The organism is Vibrio sp. ZF57 (assembly GCF_001691235.1).
Taxonomy (GTDB): domain Bacteria; phylum Pseudomonadota; class Gammaproteobacteria; order Enterobacterales; family Vibrionaceae; genus Vibrio; species Vibrio crassostreae_C.
On the sequence record NZ_MAKD01000071.1, the window covers coordinates 25,309 to 43,133 of the forward strand.

The 17,825-nt window shown below is 45.1% G+C and carries 13 protein-coding genes; 5 read left to right on the top strand and 8 right to left on the bottom strand.

Translation table 11 applies throughout. The features are described 5' to 3' along the window. Window positions 1-115: 115 nt before the first annotated feature. Together A6D97_RS08230 and A6D97_RS08235 are read right to left on the bottom strand one after the other, a co-directional pair. Window positions 116-832: a 3'-5' exonuclease gene (locus A6D97_RS08230; RefSeq protein WP_017060409.1), complete on the bottom strand. Its 717-nt coding sequence runs from the start codon at window positions 830-832 to the stop codon at window positions 116-118. Between the two features lie 5 nt (window positions 833-837). Then, window positions 838-2,727 carry a DUF294 nucleotidyltransferase-like domain-containing protein gene (locus tag A6D97_RS08235; protein WP_017060410.1) on the bottom strand — a complete coding sequence of 630 codons (1,890 nt, stop codon included), beginning with the start codon at window positions 2,725-2,727 and terminating at the stop codon, window positions 838-840. A gap of 150 nt (window positions 2,728-2,877) precedes the next feature. Here A6D97_RS08235 and A6D97_RS08240 point away from each other — a divergent pair, with 150 nt between their 5' ends. Next, window positions 2,878-3,519 (top strand): outer membrane beta-barrel protein, encoded by a 642-nt coding sequence (locus A6D97_RS08240; RefSeq protein WP_017065415.1) that lies wholly within the window; start codon window positions 2,878-2,880, stop codon window positions 3,517-3,519. 124 nt (window positions 3,520-3,643) lie between these two features. Here the strand turns inward: A6D97_RS08240 and A6D97_RS08245 are convergent, their stop codons facing one another. The 3 genes from A6D97_RS08245 to A6D97_RS08255 all read right to left on the bottom strand — a co-directional run bounded on the left by A6D97_RS08245 (window position 3,644) and on the right by A6D97_RS08255 (window position 7,127). Next, window positions 3,644-4,834, bottom strand: coding sequence for an amino acid aminotransferase (locus A6D97_RS08245; RefSeq protein WP_065584170.1), 1,191 nt, complete (start codon window positions 4,832-4,834; stop codon window positions 3,644-3,646). A 202-nt stretch (window positions 4,835-5,036) separates the two neighbouring features. After that, entirely contained in the window at window positions 5,037-6,578 is a 1,542-nt protein-coding gene (locus A6D97_RS08250; protein WP_065584171.1) for an HD domain-containing phosphohydrolase, read from the bottom strand. Between the two features lie 249 nt (window positions 6,579-6,827). Next, window positions 6,828-7,127, bottom strand: a complete 300-nt coding sequence (locus A6D97_RS08255) for a hypothetical protein (RefSeq protein WP_017060414.1) — start codon at window positions 7,125-7,127, stop codon at window positions 6,828-6,830. Between the two features lie 218 nt (window positions 7,128-7,345). Here A6D97_RS08255 and A6D97_RS08260 point away from each other — a divergent pair, with 218 nt between their 5' ends. Both A6D97_RS08260 and A6D97_RS08265 read left to right on the top strand, forming a co-directional pair. Then, the gene (locus tag A6D97_RS08260; RefSeq protein WP_017065418.1) at window positions 7,346-8,749 is read left to right on the top strand and encodes a PLP-dependent aminotransferase family protein; all 1,404 of its coding nucleotides are present in this window, start codon (window positions 7,346-7,348) and stop codon (window positions 8,747-8,749) included. A 127-nt stretch (window positions 8,750-8,876) separates the two neighbouring features. Continuing rightward, window positions 8,877-9,083 (top strand): hypothetical protein, encoded by a 207-nt coding sequence (locus A6D97_RS08265; protein ID WP_004734707.1) that lies wholly within the window; start codon window positions 8,877-8,879, stop codon window positions 9,081-9,083. A 133-nt stretch (window positions 9,084-9,216) separates the two neighbouring features. On the opposite strand, the gene asnS is transcribed toward A6D97_RS08265, so the two are convergent. After that, on the bottom strand, window positions 9,217-10,617 hold the full coding sequence (asnS, locus tag A6D97_RS08270; RefSeq protein ID WP_017060416.1) for an asparagine--tRNA ligase: 1,401 nt from the start codon (window positions 10,615-10,617) through the stop codon (window positions 9,217-9,219). 559 nt (window positions 10,618-11,176) lie between these two features. Here asnS and A6D97_RS08275 point away from each other — a divergent pair. Beyond that, window positions 11,177-12,667: a SulP family inorganic anion transporter gene (locus tag A6D97_RS08275; protein WP_065584172.1), complete on the top strand. Its 1,491-nt coding sequence runs from the start codon at window positions 11,177-11,179 to the stop codon at window positions 12,665-12,667. 94 nt (window positions 12,668-12,761) lie between these two features. On the opposite strand, the gene A6D97_RS08280 is transcribed toward A6D97_RS08275, so the two are convergent. Further along, window positions 12,762-14,384 carry a methyl-accepting chemotaxis protein gene (locus tag A6D97_RS08280; RefSeq protein WP_065584173.1) on the bottom strand — a complete coding sequence of 541 codons (1,623 nt, stop codon included), beginning with the start codon at window positions 14,382-14,384 and terminating at the stop codon, window positions 12,762-12,764. A 780-nt stretch (window positions 14,385-15,164) separates the two neighbouring features. Between A6D97_RS08280 and A6D97_RS08290 the strand changes: the two genes are divergently transcribed. Then, on the top strand, window positions 15,165-16,307 hold the full coding sequence (locus A6D97_RS08290) for an aromatic amino acid transport family protein (RefSeq protein ID WP_017060419.1): 1,143 nt from the start codon (window positions 15,165-15,167) through the stop codon (window positions 16,305-16,307). 119 nt (window positions 16,308-16,426) lie between these two features. On the opposite strand, the gene A6D97_RS08295 is transcribed toward A6D97_RS08290, so the two are convergent. After that, window positions 16,427-17,788 (bottom strand): L-serine ammonia-lyase, encoded by a 1,362-nt coding sequence (locus tag A6D97_RS08295; RefSeq protein WP_065584174.1) that lies wholly within the window; start codon window positions 17,786-17,788, stop codon window positions 16,427-16,429. Between the last annotated feature and the right edge of the window lie 37 nt (window positions 17,789-17,825).

The following is a 17,825-nucleotide window of genomic DNA, read 5'->3' on the forward strand; positions in this document are numbered from 1 at the left end:
TGGGAAATGCGCTTAGTCGGGCCAACCGTTGCTTAAACACAGACGATAAAAATGAAAAAGCCCACCAATGGAAAGTTGATGGGCTTTGTGTTTGTATTTAGCTTACGTAACTCAGCTAGAGCCAGAAACTCTTCAGAGGCATCTCAGAGTCAAAGTGATGAGCAATTTGCGCTTGGAGTAGCTCAGCGGTCGCAATAGCATCAGTTAATGCATGATGTGGCGTGTAGTCGGGTAGGTGGTATCGACGACGACTCTGACCCAGTCTCACTGAAGCCGGCTTCTTACCTTTTAGCTTATTCCACAAGCCGCCAGCCAGTTTATTTTGGATCTGAGATTCAATCTCCAGCGTGTCGAGGACTGGGAACTCAATGCCTTCACCGAGTCGCACTTTCAATGCATTGTCCAAAAAGTCACGTTCGATACGACGATAGTGAACCACAGGGATATGTCCCGCCATTGATTCTAAGATCTCGCCCAACACTTCGCTAAGGTCTGGCGCATCAATGATGTCATTGTGAGTGATGCCATGAATCACGACAGACTCTTCTTCAAGTTTCTGTTTTGGTCTTAGAGTCCAGTGTTTGGCTTGTCGCAAGTAGATGCGATTGAGCGTAAATGGCACTAAACCAATGGTAATGATGCCGTCTTTGTTTGGGTTTAACCCCGTTGTCTCAAAGTCGACAGCCAAAAACATCACTTCTGAAAGTGGCGTATCAGGCGCAGGAAGAGGCTGGCTATAAAAGTGCTTTAAGCGCTCGTCTCTCGCTCGTTCAAGCTTCTGAGCAAACTTAAATGGCCAATCGACCGCAGGTGATCTGAATAGTTTGTTCATAGGCCCTACTTAAACTTGTTGCTGGCTTGATAACGGAACTTAAGGAAGTTTTGCGCATTACTTAATATTTGGAATGCATCCTTTAGGTTACGTCGTTCGAAGTCAGACAGGTTCTCTGGCTCGATGTTGTTATCAGGCTCGATGTTGTTGTCGACATCGTGTGCTTGGTGGCGAATACGAACCAGAGAGATAAACTCCATCGCATCTTTCAAATCTTGAGCTCGGCCTTTTGGCAGAATACCGGCGTCAATAATGTCATCTAAGCGTTCGAACGAGTTCTTAGAGCGAGACGCTACCGCGAGCGAGTGAACACGAATCAAATCGGCGAGTGGCGCAGTACCACGACGCTTAAGGTTGATAGAGTTGTTGTGACGGCCATCTTTCTCCATCACGAAATCTTTGAAGAAGCCGAGCGGAGGTGTACGGTTGAGTGCGTTACGTGCAAGACACGCCAAGAAGCGATTGTTCTTACGTGCGCGTCGAACAATAAAGCTGTTCAATTGCTCGGCCCATTTCAGACGACCATAAACGCCATCTAAGTCGAAGAAGATTGAAGCATTTAACAGTGCTTTCGGGTTTGGATCATCAATCCAATCGGCAAAGCACTCTTCCCATTGTCGACGAGTCATACGCCACGTTGGGTTAGTCGCCATGATATCGCCAGTACAATACACATAGCCACACTGATCTAAGCCATCACAAATAAAGGTCGACAGCTCCTCAAAGTATTTACCGTGCTTTTTCTCGTCGTAGGTATCATCAAGAATGATTGCGTTATCTTGGTCGGTAACCAGCAGCTGCTCATCACGCCCCATAGAGCCCAGTGCGAGGAAACAGTAAGGAATAGGCGACTTGCCCAATTTCTCTTCGCCCAGTTCGATAATTCGCTGCTTAAAGCTACGACCAATTACCGACATTGCAGTACCCACCATGTGGGCGTTGGCATCTTCGTTAACTAAGCGCACAAAGCTGTCTTTTACTTGCTCGGAAAGCACCTTCAGATCTTCGATACTTTGTTGCTGGAAGATACTACTTACCAATAACAGCGAGTTTTGAGACTCATAACGAACAATATCGGTCGCTTCGATAATACCAATCGGCTTCTTATCTTTAAGCACTGGTAAATGATGCACGTTATAGCGAAGCATGGTCATCATAGCTTCGTATACGTAAGCATTGTGATCGAGAGAGATAACCTCAGGTGTCATTACGCTAGAGACTTCATCCGATGGGTCAAGCCCTTCAGCTAAAACGCGAGTACATAAATCTCGGTCGGTGATGATGCCAATCACGGGTGTTGAGTCATCTTCATCATCTTCAACGATTTCTGGGTCGATGATCAACAAAGAGGAAACATTATCCTGTGCCATCATGGTCGCAGCTTGCTGAATCGTGCGCGTTTTTTCGATCATTGGTGCTTCGCTGGTCAGCAGCGTTTTAACCTTGGATGTCGTTAAGTCGTTAGCGTCGTTGCTGTCTGAGTTGGCTTGGCGCAGTCGCGCGTTATCTTCTACTTCTACGAAATCGGCAAAGGAGTCGTAGTTGTCGTAGAGCTCTTGGAAGATAGGCTCAGGAATACAGTAAAGCAGGGTATCTTCGGTGGCTTTAACTGGGAAACGCACCTTGTTGTTGGTCAGTAGGCCCATTTGACCGAACAAGTGGCCTTCATCCAGGCGGTTATAGAGTTCGCCTTTACGGCGGTAGACTTCGACTTCGCCACTTCGAACGATGTATAAGTCATGAATTTGATCACCAAAGTGAATGATAGGGGTATCTTGGCGGTAATAAGAAATTTCCACGCTACTGGTCACTTTCGCCAACATCTCCTCAGGGAGTTCTGTGAAAGGGGGGTATTGTGCCAGAAAGTTTTGAATCTCTAATAACTCAGCATCCATAATGATCATCCATTGGTTTGTATGATTTCATGGTACAACATTTGATAATATTTTGCCGTCACAAATCAATCTGTGAGCTAAAACCTTTTTAAAGTCTTATGGATAGACTAACCTTTCAATTAATGGAGTGACAGTTTAAGGATGATAGGAATGTCGAAGTGGAAGCTTAGTTTTGTATCTGCGGTTTTTATGTTTTCTCCAAGTTTGTGGGCGGACACTAACGCGGTGGATATTTTGGATTACGACCATATTTATGCCACCGCGCATTCGGGCAGTTTAAATGAAGATGCAGGCAGTAATAACAATGCCTCGTCGTATGGATTAGGCGTCAGTTACGCGATGACGGATGATTGGTTGTTGCTGGGAGACTATAGCGCACGCTTCATTCACCCTGATGACACCACAACTCGAATTGATACACTGATGCCAGGTGTTGGTTACCGTTACAGCATTAAGACAGATTTAGATATAGTGGCTTACTACCTGCTTGGTATCACTAAAGGTAAGGTTGAAAATAATGACACCAACCGAACTGAATCTTCAGACACTGAGTTCATCCAAGGGGTAAAAGCTGAGCTTAACTATGGCTTTGCGAAACGTTGGATTGCCAACGGCAGCGTGCAAGTGAATCGAAGTGACCTGTTTGATGAAGAGATCTATCACTTAGGTTTACGCTATCTAGTGACTAACAAGTTTGCGATTGGTGGGTCATACCAACATCGAGATGGTGAAGGTAAAATTCGTAGCGAGCGTACTAATGAGCTAGGTGTGGAATTTTTCCTAGAGTATTAGCCAGTAACGAAAAGGCTACATGCCCTAATAGCTCTTATATACAAAGAGGCAGACACAAAAAAGCCAGCTTGATTGCTGGCTTTTGCATATCTATTGGTCTGCAAATAAAGGTTTCGCTTTTCGATTAAAGAACCGCAGCGATACCTTTACATAGAGGACCCATGTTTGACTTAGTCATACCAGCAACACTGATACGGCCAGAACCAACAATGTAGATTGCGAATTCGTCTTTTAGGCGAGTTACTTGCTCTTTGCTTAGGCCAGAGAAAGAGAACATGCCGTTTTGACGTTCGATGAATGTGAAGTCTGCATCAACACCTTCTGATTTCAGTGTTGTTACAAATAGCTCGCGCATCTCTTGGATACGGTCACGCATTTCTGCTACTTCTGCTTCCCATTCAGCACGTAGATCAGCATCACCAAGGATGTGAGTAACGACAGCACTGCCGTGGGCTGGTGGGTTAGAGTAGATAGAGCGGATAATGCTCTTAACTTGAGAGAATGCTGTCGTTGCTACGTCTGCTGATTCAGCAACCAGAGTGAATGCACCAACACGCTCGTTGTACAAGCCGAAGTTCTTAGAGAACGAGCTAGCAACAAGGATCTCTTTGTTGTATTGAGCAAAAATACGTAGACCAGCTGCATCTTCTTCAACGCCTTTTGCAAAACCTTGGTAAGCAAAATCGAATAAAGGAAGCAGTTTCTTCTCAGCAACCAGTTTAGCCAGCACTTCCCACTCGTCAGTTGTTGGGTCGATACCTGTTGGGTTGTGACAGCAGCCGTGAAGAAGAACGATATCGCCTTCAGAAGCTTTCTCTAGGTCAGCAACCATGCCTGCGAAGTCTTTGTCTTTTGTTTCAGCGTTGTAGTAGCTGTATTGAGCTGTCTCGATACCCGCAGCAGCGAAAACGCCGTTGTGGTTTGCCCAAGTTGGGTTACTGATCCAGATTTTAGCATCGCCTAGTTGGCGCTTGATGAATTCGCCAGCAACGCGAAGTGCACCAGTACCACCAGGAGCTTGTGCAGTTTTCGCGCGTTGAGACGTTACGATCTCTGCGTCTGAACCGAAAAGAAGCTTCTGAACCGCTAGGCCGTACTCAGCGGTACCTTCAATTGTCAGGTAAGATTTGGTTTTTTCGCTTTCAAGAAGTGCAGCTTCTGCTTTCTTTACTGTTTTAAGTACAGGCGTTTGGCCAGCTTCATTTTTGTAGATGCCAACACCAAGGTTGATTTTCTCTGCACGAGAGTCTTTTTTAAACTCTTCAGTAAGGCCGAGGATAGGATCGGCGGGAGCAGCTAACACTTTTTCAAACATAATCTTCATCCATGTCAATTGAGAGGGGATAGTATCTATGGGTAGTTATACCTGTATGGAATTTTTAAGACAATACGAAGTGAACAGAAAGGCCAAAAAAAATCCATTTCAATCAGATTTATTGACTAAAGAGGGTATTTGATAACAAAACACCCTACGGATTAACCTATAGGGTGCAAGAAGTTAGTGGTTTTTATATGGATTAGGCTGGTTGAGCAATAAAGCTTTCACGCTCGAGTTCACTTGGTACATTTTTGCCATCTTTGTAGGTCGCGGCAATCGAAACAAACTCTTGTTCGACTGCCAGAAAAGCTTGGACAACTTGCGGGTCAAAATGCGTCCCATTACCCTCTAAGATGATCTGTTTAGCTTGTTCGTGAGTAAAGGCTGGCTTGTAAACGCGTTTCGATATTAGCGCATCATATACATCGGCTAATGCCATCAAACGGCCAGATAACGGGATATCTTCACCAGACAACTGATTAGGATAACCGCTGCCATTCCATTTCTCGTGGTGAGTCAGAGATATCTCCTTTGCGACTCTTAAGAAAGAGCTACTTCCTAACTGCTTTTCTGCAATAGATAACGCTTCAGCACCAATCGCGGGGTGACCTTTCATTATCTCAAACTCTTCGTCCGTCAATTTACCCGGTTTCAATAATACGCTATCAGGCACACCCACTTTGCCCACGTCGTGCAAAGGCGCAGATTTGTAGAGCAACTCGATGTAGTTTGGTGTTAACAAGCTTGAGTGGGTTTCTGATTTGCTGAGCTCTTGTGCGAGTACCTTTACGTATTCTTGGGTTCTCAGAATGTGAGCACCGGTTTCATTGTCTCGAGATTCGGCCAACGCAGACAAACTTACGATCGCAACGTCACGGGTCGTTTTGACTTCGTTTTGTGCCGTTTCGAGGCTATCAAGCATGGTATTGGTCATAGATGCCATTGAGCCAAGCTCGTTGTAGCCGAAAATAGGTAAGCGAACGCCTTGCTCGCCATTGGTGACTTTGTTTAATGCGTGCTCTTGGCTTAGGAGAATGCGCTTAATTAGCTTGCTCCAAAGCGTCATAATGGTAATCGCGTAGCCACCCAGTACCACAGCCAGATAAATAAACTCTTTGATCACGCTGATCTTGCCGGTGCCATCTAATAAGCGGTCAGGGTTATGTTCTAGCCAAAAGATGTCTTTGACGGCGATCATAGTTAGCATGGTGGTTAGTGTTACCAGAAGCACGATAACCAAGCCTATCATCTGCTTGACCAGTGAACTTCTTTCACCAACCAGTTGGAAGTCGAATTGTCCAGTCGTCTCCATTTTATCCATTTGGCTGAGCTTGGCATTCAATTGAAGAATGGTTCCGGTAAAGAAGCCGAATAGACTCATGCCAAACAGCACCTTCAAATTACTATCTATGGTGAATTCATAGCTTAAGTTGTAGTAGAGCGCGAAAGGCACACTTGCAGCAAAAAATAGCAGGGTATCGAGTTGCGCGAATCGGCCTTGCTTGACCAAGGTATGTTGCGCCAATGGGTAACGACGTGCGAGCCATAATAAGATAAACACAATACTGACTTGTGTGAAAATCTCTAACGTCGTTAAGCTATCGAGCATAGGGCACACCCGACTGCCATAGGTGCCAAACAGCACGCCAGCAATGACGTATAACTTAGTCGTTAGCGATTGATTGTAATTTGAAGTATCCATCGGTAAGCCTTTGTTCTCATTCTTATTAGATTTACGCATTCATTGATTCACGACTTTAGAATTGCGAATGATTAGCATAAGTGACGTGAATAAGACCGGAAATTCTATCGATAGCTTTCGTGGATTGATACAAGAAACTGGTTTGTGTTAGAGATTTGTTAGCTAGGTGGGGGTTATTGCAGCATTTTTATGAAGATACTTGAATAGCCTCGGTCGAGGTTCGAGGCTATTCAGTCTGTGTACTGGTTAGAATCGCGAGTGATTGAGTTTGCTATCTACTTTACCCCGTTACTTTTTGAGATTGATTTCAGCTTCGATTGAGCCGGTTTCAATCTCAGGGTGAGACGCTAGTTTGTCTGCAGCCCATTGGTTGATGTGTTTCAGAATAGCAGACACCGCGTGTTTTTCCGTTGGTGCTTGGTCTTGTTCGACATCGATCTTTTGCTTTGGATGTGAGCCTGTCGCATCTTCAGCAATATGGAGCCAATCTGGGTGCCAGTAATATGGCTGACCGCTCGGTGTTGTCCAACTGTGAACACCGTTTGACTCTCCTTTATAACTTAATTGGTCTGCTTCTATTTTTTTCATTGTTATCTCGCATGTTTTTGGGTTACATCAAATTATTGAGGTAGAAAGCCAACTTAGCTCCTACCTTGGGTACAAACTTAGCAAAGCTTACAAAGTTATCTGTGAACCAATTCACACTATTGTGGAAATTAGGTGCGATCATATGGATAGCAGCAATAGTTGTTGGCGTAAGTGATAAAATCACCGGCTCACAGAATTTCTCTAGGTAGTACAATTAGATGGCGCGTTATGAAGAGCTTGCAAAGGATATTCGAACTCAGATAGCCAACAATACGTGGCGATCCGGAGAGAAGATCCCTTCGGTACGCATGAGTTGTCGAAATTACAACGTCAGCAATAGTACTGTCTTACAAGCCTACCAGTTGCTAGAAAGCGAAGGGTGGATCATCGCTAAACCTCAGTCGGGCTACTTTGTAGCGCCAAGGCTGGACGGCGTTGACTACGCACAGCCACTCGTTAGTGAAAAGAAAGCCATTAATGACCGCTTATTTGATTTCTTGAAGTCGAGTTCAGCCGAAGGTGTGATTCCTTTCGGCTCTGCATTCCCAGATCCTGACCTGTTCCCGTTACCTACCTTGACTCGAAACCTTGCCAGCGCGGGTAGGAAGATGACTGGCGCGAGTGTGATAAATAATTTGCCACCGGGCAGTGAGTCCTTGAGAAGGCAAATCGCACAGCGTTATCTGCAGCAAGGGATTACGGTTAATCATCAAGACATCGTGATTACGTCGGGTGCTATGGAGGCGCTCAACTTGAGCCTGCAAACGGTCACCAAGTCGGGTGATAACGTCGTGATTGAGTCTCCCGCATTCTATGGTGCTCTGCAGGCTGTCGAGAGGCTCGGGCTTAACCCTATCGAAGTGGACGTTTGCCCAATCAATGGGTTGAATATAGAGCAGTTTGAAAACGCGCTACAAAACCAAGATGTTAAAGCGTGTTGGCTGATGACGACTTTTCAAAACCCAACGGGAACCAGTTTGTCGGAACAGGCAAAGCGCCGTGTGGTAGAGATTGCAGAACAGCATGGAACCTACATTATTGAAGATGACGTGTATGGCGATCTTTATTACGAAGGGCATAAGCCGAAGCCACTAAAGGCCTTCGATAAGACCGATTCCGTCTTGCTTTGTGGGTCGTATTCAAAAAGTTTGTGTCCTGGTTATCGAGTAGGGTGGGTTGTGAACACGCGTTTTAACGACGCGATTCAAAAGTTACAGCTTCTTTCTACGTTATCGAGTAGCGCTCCTGTTCAACTTGGTGTCGCTCATTTCTTAACGCATGAAAGCTACGACAATCACCTTCGTAAACTGCGTAAAAACCTTGTCGTCAGGAAAGAGCGATTTATCGATGTCATTAAGCAGTACTTTCCGCATTCAATAGAGATTGAAGAGCCGGCTGGTGGTTACTTGATATGGATTCGCTTTTCTGAAAAATTCGACAGCCAACAGTTTCATCAACTGGCTATCGAACAAGGTATTAGCGTTGCATCTGGCGATCTGTTTAGTGAGCATGGCAGAGTGGATAACGCGATACGATTGAACTTCTCTTATGAACTGACAGAAGAGAAAGAACAGGCGCTCATCTGGCTTGGCAAACTGGCACATCAACTTACGCACTCGTAAAACCTTAAGTCCCTCATAAAAAAGACAATCATTCCAACTGTACGGGTTGTTTGTGGGGTAACTGTACGCCTAATTGACCAAAGAGTTGTGATTCAATAACGGTAGACCAAATATTGGAGATACCGTTATGTTGAAAATGACTATGGGAAATGAAGTTAAGCTGATTATTGTCGCTATTGTGTGTGCGCTTCTGCTTATTCTCGGCCACGTACTGCTGGCAAAAGCATTCGCTGATATGGCGTGGGCGGAATACACCACTGCCGCGATCCCATTCGTTATGATGGCAATTTGCGGTCTTGCAATAAAATACGCTATCGACCAAGATGTGGATTAGCTGTTGAAATAATGAGTCTCAGATAGTGGCACGCAGAAGCATCTGGACTCGTTTTATTCCGAACATAAAAAAACCTCCGCAAGTGCGGAGGTTTTTGTTTGTTCTTAACTTTTAATATCGAATAGGTTTCGAATTAGAAGTTTGCAGAGCGTGGTGTACGTGGGAATGGAATCACGTCACGAACGTTACCCATACCTGTTACGTAAGATACTAGACGCTCGAAACCAAGACCGAAACCAGCGTGTGGCACTGTACCGTATTTACGTAGGTCGCGGTACCAGCTCATGTGCTCAGGGTCGATACCCATAGCAATCATACGCTCGTCTAGAATGTCTAGACGCTCTTCACGTTGTGCACCACCGATGATTTCACCGATGCCTGGTGCAAGTACGTCCATTGCTGCAACTGTTTTGCCGTCGTCGTTTAAGCGCATGTAGAAAGCTTTGATGTCTTTCGGGTAGTTCTTAACGATAACAGGTGCTTTGAAGTGCTCTTCAGCTAGGTAACGCTCATGCTCAGAAGACATGTCGATGCCCCACTCAACGTCAAACTCAAATTTCTTACCAGAGTCTAGTAGGATTTGGATTGCGTCAGTGTAGTCAACTTGTGCGAAGTCAGCGTCAACGAATTGCTCTAGACGAGTAATTGCTTGCTTGTCGATGCGAGAAGCGAAGAACTCTAGGTCGTCGCGGCGCTCTTCAAGAACAGCAGCGAAAACGTACTTAAGCATGTCTTCAGCCAGTTTCGCTACATCGTTAAGGTCTGCAAACGCAACTTCAGGCTCAACCATCCAGAACTCAGCTAGGTGGCGGCTTGTGTTTGAGTTTTCAGCACGGAACGTAGGACCGAACGTGTAAACCTTGCTTAGTGCACAAGCGTAAGCTTCAGCATTAAGTTGGCCAGATACTGTTAGGAACGTCTCTTTACCGAAGAAATCTTCGTTGAAGTCTACGTCGCCTTTTTCAGTGCGTGGTAGGTTTTCCATGTCTAGCGTAGAAACGCGGAACATTTCACCTGCGCCTTCTGCATCAGATGCAGTAATAAGCGGAGCAGAAGTCCAGAAGAAGCCTTGCTCGTGGTAGAAACGGTGAATCGCTTGAGATAGACAGTTACGTACACGTGCTACTGCGCCAATCACGTTTGTACGTGGACGTAGGTGAGCAACTTCACGAAGGTATTCGATAGAGTGACGTGTCTTAGCCATTGGGTAAGTGTCAGCGTCTTCAACCCAGCCTACAACTTTAACGTCAGTTGCTGCTAGTTCGAAGTCTTGACCTTTCGCAGGAGACTCAACAATCTTACCCGTTACTTCAACAGAGCAGCCAGTTGTTAGCTTTAATACTTCGTTTTCGTAATTATTAAGATTATTAGGAACCACGGCCTGAATCGGGTCGAAACAAGAGCCGTCATAAATGGCAAGGAAAGAGATTCCAGCTTTGGAATCACGACGTGAACGGATCCAGCCGCGAACAGTTACTTCACTGTCTACCGCTAGCTTGCCGCCAAGTACGTCTGTTACAGGCGCGTAAGTCATGTTGATTTCATTCTCCATTGAGGGACAAATTCAACTCAAAGTCTCTGGCATTGCTGCAAATAAATATACATTTGCACAATAATTAGCCGAAACATTAAGTTGTATAAACTTTTTAAATCGATTGAACATATTACCTGTCATACCGACAGCTTCAACCTTTATTCTTGCTTGGTGAAAGAAATATTGTGTCTACTGACGATAAATAGGTTTGAGGGTGTGTTTTTTGTTCGATCTTAGCGTCAGCCTTACCTTTCACCCTATGTGAGCTGCTGAACGAGCATGGCGTAATCGAAACCTTTGTTTTCAATAATGGGAGTGTGATTGTGTTGAGACTCACTCTACATTGGCGCGGATTCAGTCATTTTGGACTTGATCACCTTCTTAATTTCCCACTAAAGCAACAAGAGGAGTTTAATATCTAAGTGTTAATTACGCCGCCTTAACCCCTGCATTCTCTCTACCCCCCGCACTTTTCGAGCGCTCGCTCATTCAAGAAAAACAGTCGATCAAATTATGTCTCAACAAGGCAGGACTGGCTGTACAAGTAAAAGAGAATTACATGCTTAATTATTTAAAAAAACACTGGTTATCAAACGTTAAAGGAGATTCATTATCTGGGATTGTGGTTGCACAAGCATTGATCCCTGAAGCCATCGCATTTTCAATTATTGCAGGCGTTGACCATAAAGTAGGGCTCTATGCCTCGTTCTGTATTTGTGTCGTCACTGCTTTGGTTGGCAGTCGTCCGGGAATGATTTCCGGTGCAACAGGCGCTATGGCGCTACTAATGGTCACTTTAGTGAGAGAGCACGGATTAGAATATCTACTCGCCGCTTCATTCCTAGCTGGCGTCATTCAGATCGCAGCTGGGTATCTCAAGCTTGGTAACCTGATGAATTTCGTTTCCAAATCGGTGATTACTGGATTTGTTAACGCGCTCGCCATTCTAATTTTCATGGCTCAACTTCCTGAATTAATCAACTTCCCGTCAAGCGTTTACGTGTTAGTCGCTTTGGGTTTGGCGATCATTTATCTGCTTCCTTATTTTCCCAAGTTTGGTCGTGCAATACCTTCCCCACTGGTCGCGATTGTTGCTCTGACAATCATTAGTTTGCTCTTCGGCTTAGATGTGAGAACAATTGGCGATATGGGCAAGCTTCCCGATTCACTGCCTGTGTTCTTGATTCCTAATATTCCATTCACGTTTGAGACGCTTGCAACCATCCTGCCATATTCGATTGCTCTGTCTCTGGTTGGCTTGTTGGAATCCTTGATGACAGCGACCATAGTCGATGACCTGACTGATACTGAAAGCAATAAAAACAATGAGTGTAAAGGGCAGGGCGTTGCGAACATCGTTGCTTCATTATTTGGTGGAATGGCGGGCTGCGCAATGATCGGTCAGTCGGTCATCAACATCAAATCAGGCGGCTTAACCCGATTATCCAGCATGATCGCAGGGGTTGTTTTGTTGCTAATGGTGGTGTTTGTTTCTGATTGGTTGAAGCTTATACCGATGGCGGCTTTAGTGTCTGTGATGATCATGGTTTCTATCGGCACATTCTCATGGCGTTCCATTGTTGAGCTTAAAGATCACACACTGCCAACCAATGTAACCATGCTAGCAACCGTGGCGGTGGTGGTGTTTACTCATAACTTAGCGATAGGTGTTGCGGTTGGCGTGGTGCTGTCGGCTCTGTTTTATGCACATGCCAGCAAATCCATGGTGTTTATATCCGATGAAGTCGTGACAAACGAAATGCACACCATTCACCGAGTAAAAGGCCATGTCTTCTTTGCTTCGTCAGATGCGTTTGTCGACTTATTTGATTATGACAACGCGACCTCTTTAGTGACCATCGATATATCGGATGCGTCATTCTTAGATAATACCTCGGTCGAGGCGCTTGATAAGGTTGTGTTCAAGTTCCGTAAAAAAGGGGCTTACGTTGAAGTGTCAGGAATGGATAGCGTGAGTGCGAATCTGATAGTCAAACACGCGATGTATCACAAGCATAAAGACTTAACCGCGGTTTCCATTACGCACTAATCTTGGTTTACGGTTCTTTTAAAGCCTGAAAGCCTGAATTAGACGTTGCTATGAAGATAAAGCGCTCATTGTTGAGCGCTTTTTTGTTGGCGATCTATGACTTCTTCTTTGTACTCGACAAAGTAAACTGATTAATCAGTGACTCAAGGTGATCAGACAGCTCTTCTAAGTCATTGCTGATGTTGCGAGTTTCAGCCGCAGATTGCGACGTGTTGTTGGCGTGAGAGGTGATGGTCTCAACCTTTTGTTGAACATCTTGAGTCGCTTGTGTGGTGGATTGTGTTTGCTGCTGAATATTCTGTGCGTGAGCCAAGACTTGTTTCATCTCTTCGACCACACCATTCATTTCAATTGAAAGTGCGTCGATATCGGTTGAGCTTTGATGAGCTTGTTCGCAAACGCGATCGGCAGAAGTTAGCGACTCTTCACTGCCTTGCTGGAATTGATGAATGATTGACTCAATGCTGCCTGTTGCTTCTGCGGTTCGCGATGCAAGGTGGCGAACTTCATCTGCCACCACCGCAAACCCACGACCTTGTTCTCCCGCACGTGCCGCTTCAATTGCTGCATTCAAGGCCAGAAGATTGGTTTGGTCAGCAATGCCACGAATCACACTCAATATTGAAGAGACCTCTCCGGTTTGCTCATTGAGTGTCAGTATTTTGTGTTTCACTTCTTCTATGCTGCTAACGAGGTTTTTTATCTCACTGCTTGCTTCGTGTGCTTGGTTGGCACTCTTACACGCCACATCAGCGGTGTGATTGATAAGCTCTGAAGCTGTTAAAGTCGCTTGTTCTACATTGACTTGCTGTGCCTGTATTCCTTCGACATTATGTTGCACTTCGGCGGTTTCGCTTTGCTGGTCACTGGCGGCTTGCTCGGTAATTTGCGCGACACTAGTCAGTTGGTTGGCAGACGCATTCAGTTTGTGCGAGGTGTTTTGTACCTTTTCTAAGCTGTCGGATACGGTTCCCATGAACGAGTTGATGGAGTTAGCCAGCGTGCCAATCTCATCCTTGCTTTGTTCCGGCAGGCGAGTGGATAGGTTTTTATCGTTGCTGACTTGGGTCATAAAGCGAGAAGTCTGTTGCAGCGGGCGCACGATAATCTTACGAATTAATCCCATCGTAAGCACAAATCCGGCAAACGAAATCACCGCCATAATGCCAATAGCAGCCATGGTTTGAGTGTTGATCAGCGAGTTAACATGGTTGAGGTTATATTCGAGGCGAATCGCACCCAAGACTTCCCCCTCTGCTGCCATATGACAGGCGACACAATTGGTTCCTCGGTAATCTTCACTCGACTTCATTGGCAGAGCAATCACCAAGCCTTTGCCCCAATCAGCAGAAAAAGGTTCGATAACGGTTTCGCCCGCTAGCGCTCGTTTATCAATATCGTCAACCGGTGTTTGGTTGTCATTACCTGGGCCATATAACTTGCTGACAGCGTCGGCGCGTAAAACACGAACGTCTTCAATGCCTTCTTGAGCCAGTGCTTTCTGACGAAGGGTCTCTTTTTGTGCCATGGTGCCGGTGAGCATCATCATATTGAGGCTATCGAAGTAGTTACTTGCTTTGTCGTGAAGCTGCTCACTTAACACTGAGTTTACAAGTTGCTTTTGTTGCGAATATTGGAAATAGGTCGATATTGCCAGCAAAAAGGTGAACACGATGGCGAGGGCTACTAGGATTTTGAAGGTGATTGTTGAGCGCATAAGGTGTTTGTTTTTATTAATTATAATGACGCAAATACTGTACTAGTAAGAATCCCTACCACCTATGGGGTATAACGAATTGTGTGACCATACTCCGGTTGTGGTTATGTTTCTGTGATGTAGCGAGTTTGTGTCGTGTCTGATGTTGAAATGGAACGCGCTTCAAGCTCCTCGCTGTTCTTAAAACAGACTGTTGTTTTGGGAAAATTGAAGTGCAGCATCGAGTTTTGATTGTGCTGATAATTAGAAAAGCCTAGGTTGTTAATTAGCTCGATGTATTTGTCCGCTTGTCTTTTATCAATAAAGACTATTGTTTTAGACGACTTAGTGGTCAATTTATATCCAAATGGTTGTTTTGTTCAATTTAATAGCAAAAATTGTGGTTATAGCGTTGTGTTTCGAGGCTCATTCGATAAGATGAAAAGACCTCTATGATAGAGGTAGGGCAGCAACGGATACGCTGCTTCAAATACTATGGAATGTGACTTATTGGACACATACATGAAATTCAAGATTACATCACCGATTATTGAACCTACGGAAGGTTCACCACATCAGTTAATGCTTACTCACGCTTCTCGTTTTACCTCTTTTAAGACAAGCTCCCCTTTGAACGCCCTGTTCGACAACGTCTCTGCACGCTTCTTTACCGCTTATCGCTCCTATTGTTATTCGTTTTATAACTTTATTTCTATCTGAACTCCTTTGTCATCCGCTCGATGAACGAAGACTCACATCTATAAAAACTAAACAAATAAGTTAAAAACAATGAATATTAAAATGATGGGTAGCTCCCTAATTATCGCTGGTACCGCTCTCGGTGCTGGTATGCTTGCGATCCCAATGGTATTAGCTCAATTCGGATTGCTTTACGGCACACTGCTTATGGTACTGATCTGTTTCGGTACGACTTACGCAGCATTACTACTTCTAGAAGCGACCATCAAAGCGGGTGGCGGTCTAGGATTAAACTCTATTGCCCGAAAAACCTTGGGTAAACAAGGTCAGTTGCTTACCAACGGCTTGCTATACGCGTTGTTGATTTGCCTATTAATGGCTTACATTCTGGGCGCAGGTGACTTGCTGAGTAAGTTACTGTCTAACTTTGGCGTCGAAATTACCGCGACTACCAGCCAAACCGTGTTTACCTTGCTTGCTGGCGCAGTAGTCGCAAGTGGTACTGGTGTGATTGATAAGCTCAATCGAGCATTGTTCTTCGTGATGCTTGCTAGTTTGTTTGCAACCATGGCCTTCTTAGCGCCGAGCATGACTCAAGAAAACTTGATGCAGGTAACCAGCCATGACCACGTTGACCTAATCAAAACCAGTGCCATCCTGTTTACGAGCTTTGGCTTTATGGTGGTGATTCCAACCTTGGTTTCTTACAACCACGAAGCGACAGACAAACAGCTGCGTAACATGGTGATCATCGGTTCTCTGATCCCATTAGTGTGTTACTTGTGTTGGTTGTTTGCGGTAGTGGGTAACTTGAGTGAAGAGCAATTCCGTAGCTTTGAGAACGTATCAGATTTGATGGCGGCGTTTGAGGCTCAGTCTCCTTGGGTGGGTAACGTCTTGTCTACCTTCACTGGCTTGGCGTTGTTGACTTCTTTCTTTGGCGTAGCAATGGCGTTGTTCAACCAGAACAAAGACATGTTCAACCAAAATACAGCGGTAACGTACTGCATTAGCTTTATCTTGCCGTTGGCGGGTTCATTGCTTGCTGCAGACAAGTTCCTACAAGTGCTGAATTACGCAGGCATCATCTTGGTGTTCCTAGCGGTGTTTGTTCCTCTGGTTATGGTTCACAAGCAGCGCTTCATGAAAGTTGCTGATGACCGATACCGAGCAGAAGGTGGCAGCGCAATGATGTTGTTCTCACTGCTGTTTGGTTGTTTCCTGCTTATCTCGCAAGTGATTTAACAAAACAATTTGGTCGGTTGAATCAATCAGTCACCAAGCTTTAGCTCCAAAAGCTTCAGATACAAAAAAGGAACGCCGCGGCGTTCCTTTTTTATTATCGGTTTATTAATTCAGAATGATTAACAAACAACCTTAACAGCCAAACCACCTTGAGATGTCTCACGGTATTTAGCGTTCATGTCTTTACCTGTTTCTAGCATTGTTTCGATAACTTTATCTAGAGAAACAGTAGGAGCAGAAGAGCGACGAAGCGCCATACGAGTCGAGTTGATTGCTTTAACTGCAGCAATACCGTTACGCTCGATACATGGTACTTGTACTTGGCCAGCAACTGGGTCACATGTTAGACCTAGGTTGTGCTCCATGCCGATTTCTGCAGCCATACATACTTGCTCAGGGCTACCACCCATAAGCTCAGCAAGACCAGCAGCAGCCATAGAGCATGCCACACCAACTTCACCCTGACAGCCAACTTCAGCACCAGAGATTGAAGCGTTACGCTTGTAAAGACCACCGATCGCGCCAGAAGCTGCGAAGTAACGGATGTAATCTTTCTCTGTCACTGTTTGGATGAACTTATCGTAGTAAGCCAATACAGCAGGGATGATGCCACATGCGCCGTTTGTTGGTGCCGTAACTACACGGCCGCCAGCTGCATTTTCTTCGTTTACTGCGAAAGCAAACATGTTTACCCAGTCAACAACCGACATTGGATCATTGGTTGTTTTTTCTGAAGTCATTAGCTGTTGGCGAAGTGCTGCTGCACGGCGAGGAACACGTAGTGGACCAGGCAGGATACCTTCAGTATTCATACCGCGATCCATACACTCACGCATAGTTTTCCAGATGTTAGCGAAGTAAGTGCGAGACTCTTCGTCTGAGTGGAAAGCCGCTTGGTTTTTCATAACCAATGTACTGATAGAAAGGCCGCTTTCTTTACACTGATTAACCAGCTCTTCAGCTGTTGTGAATTCGTAAGGTGCTTTGATTGGGTTTTCTTCTTCTTTGCCGAAGTTCTCTTCGTCAACGATGAAACCGCCACCAATGGAGTAGTATGTTTTTGAGTATGCTACTTCGTCATCAACCCAAGCATGAATGCTCATGCCATTCTCGTGCAGAGAAAGGTTGCTAGTGTGGAAGTTCATTCCACCATCGCGTGGGAATGAAACAGTATGACAGTGCATACCAACAGGTAGACGTTCAGTTTCTTCTACGCGAGCAATGAAGCCAGCAATAGAGTCGATATCAACACGCTCAGGAGTATTGCCAGCAAGACCCATGATGATTGCGATATCTGTGTGGTGACCTTTCCCTGTCAGTGATAGTGATCCATATACGTCCACGGTGATTTTAGTGATGTCGCGCAATTTTCCCATTGAACGTAGGTCATCAATAAATTCTTTACCCGCTTTCATTGGTCCAACTGTGTGTGAGCTCGATGGACCAACACCGATTTTATAGATATCAAATACACTAATCATAGCGATTACCTCAAAAAGAGAGCCTCCCACGTCGAGT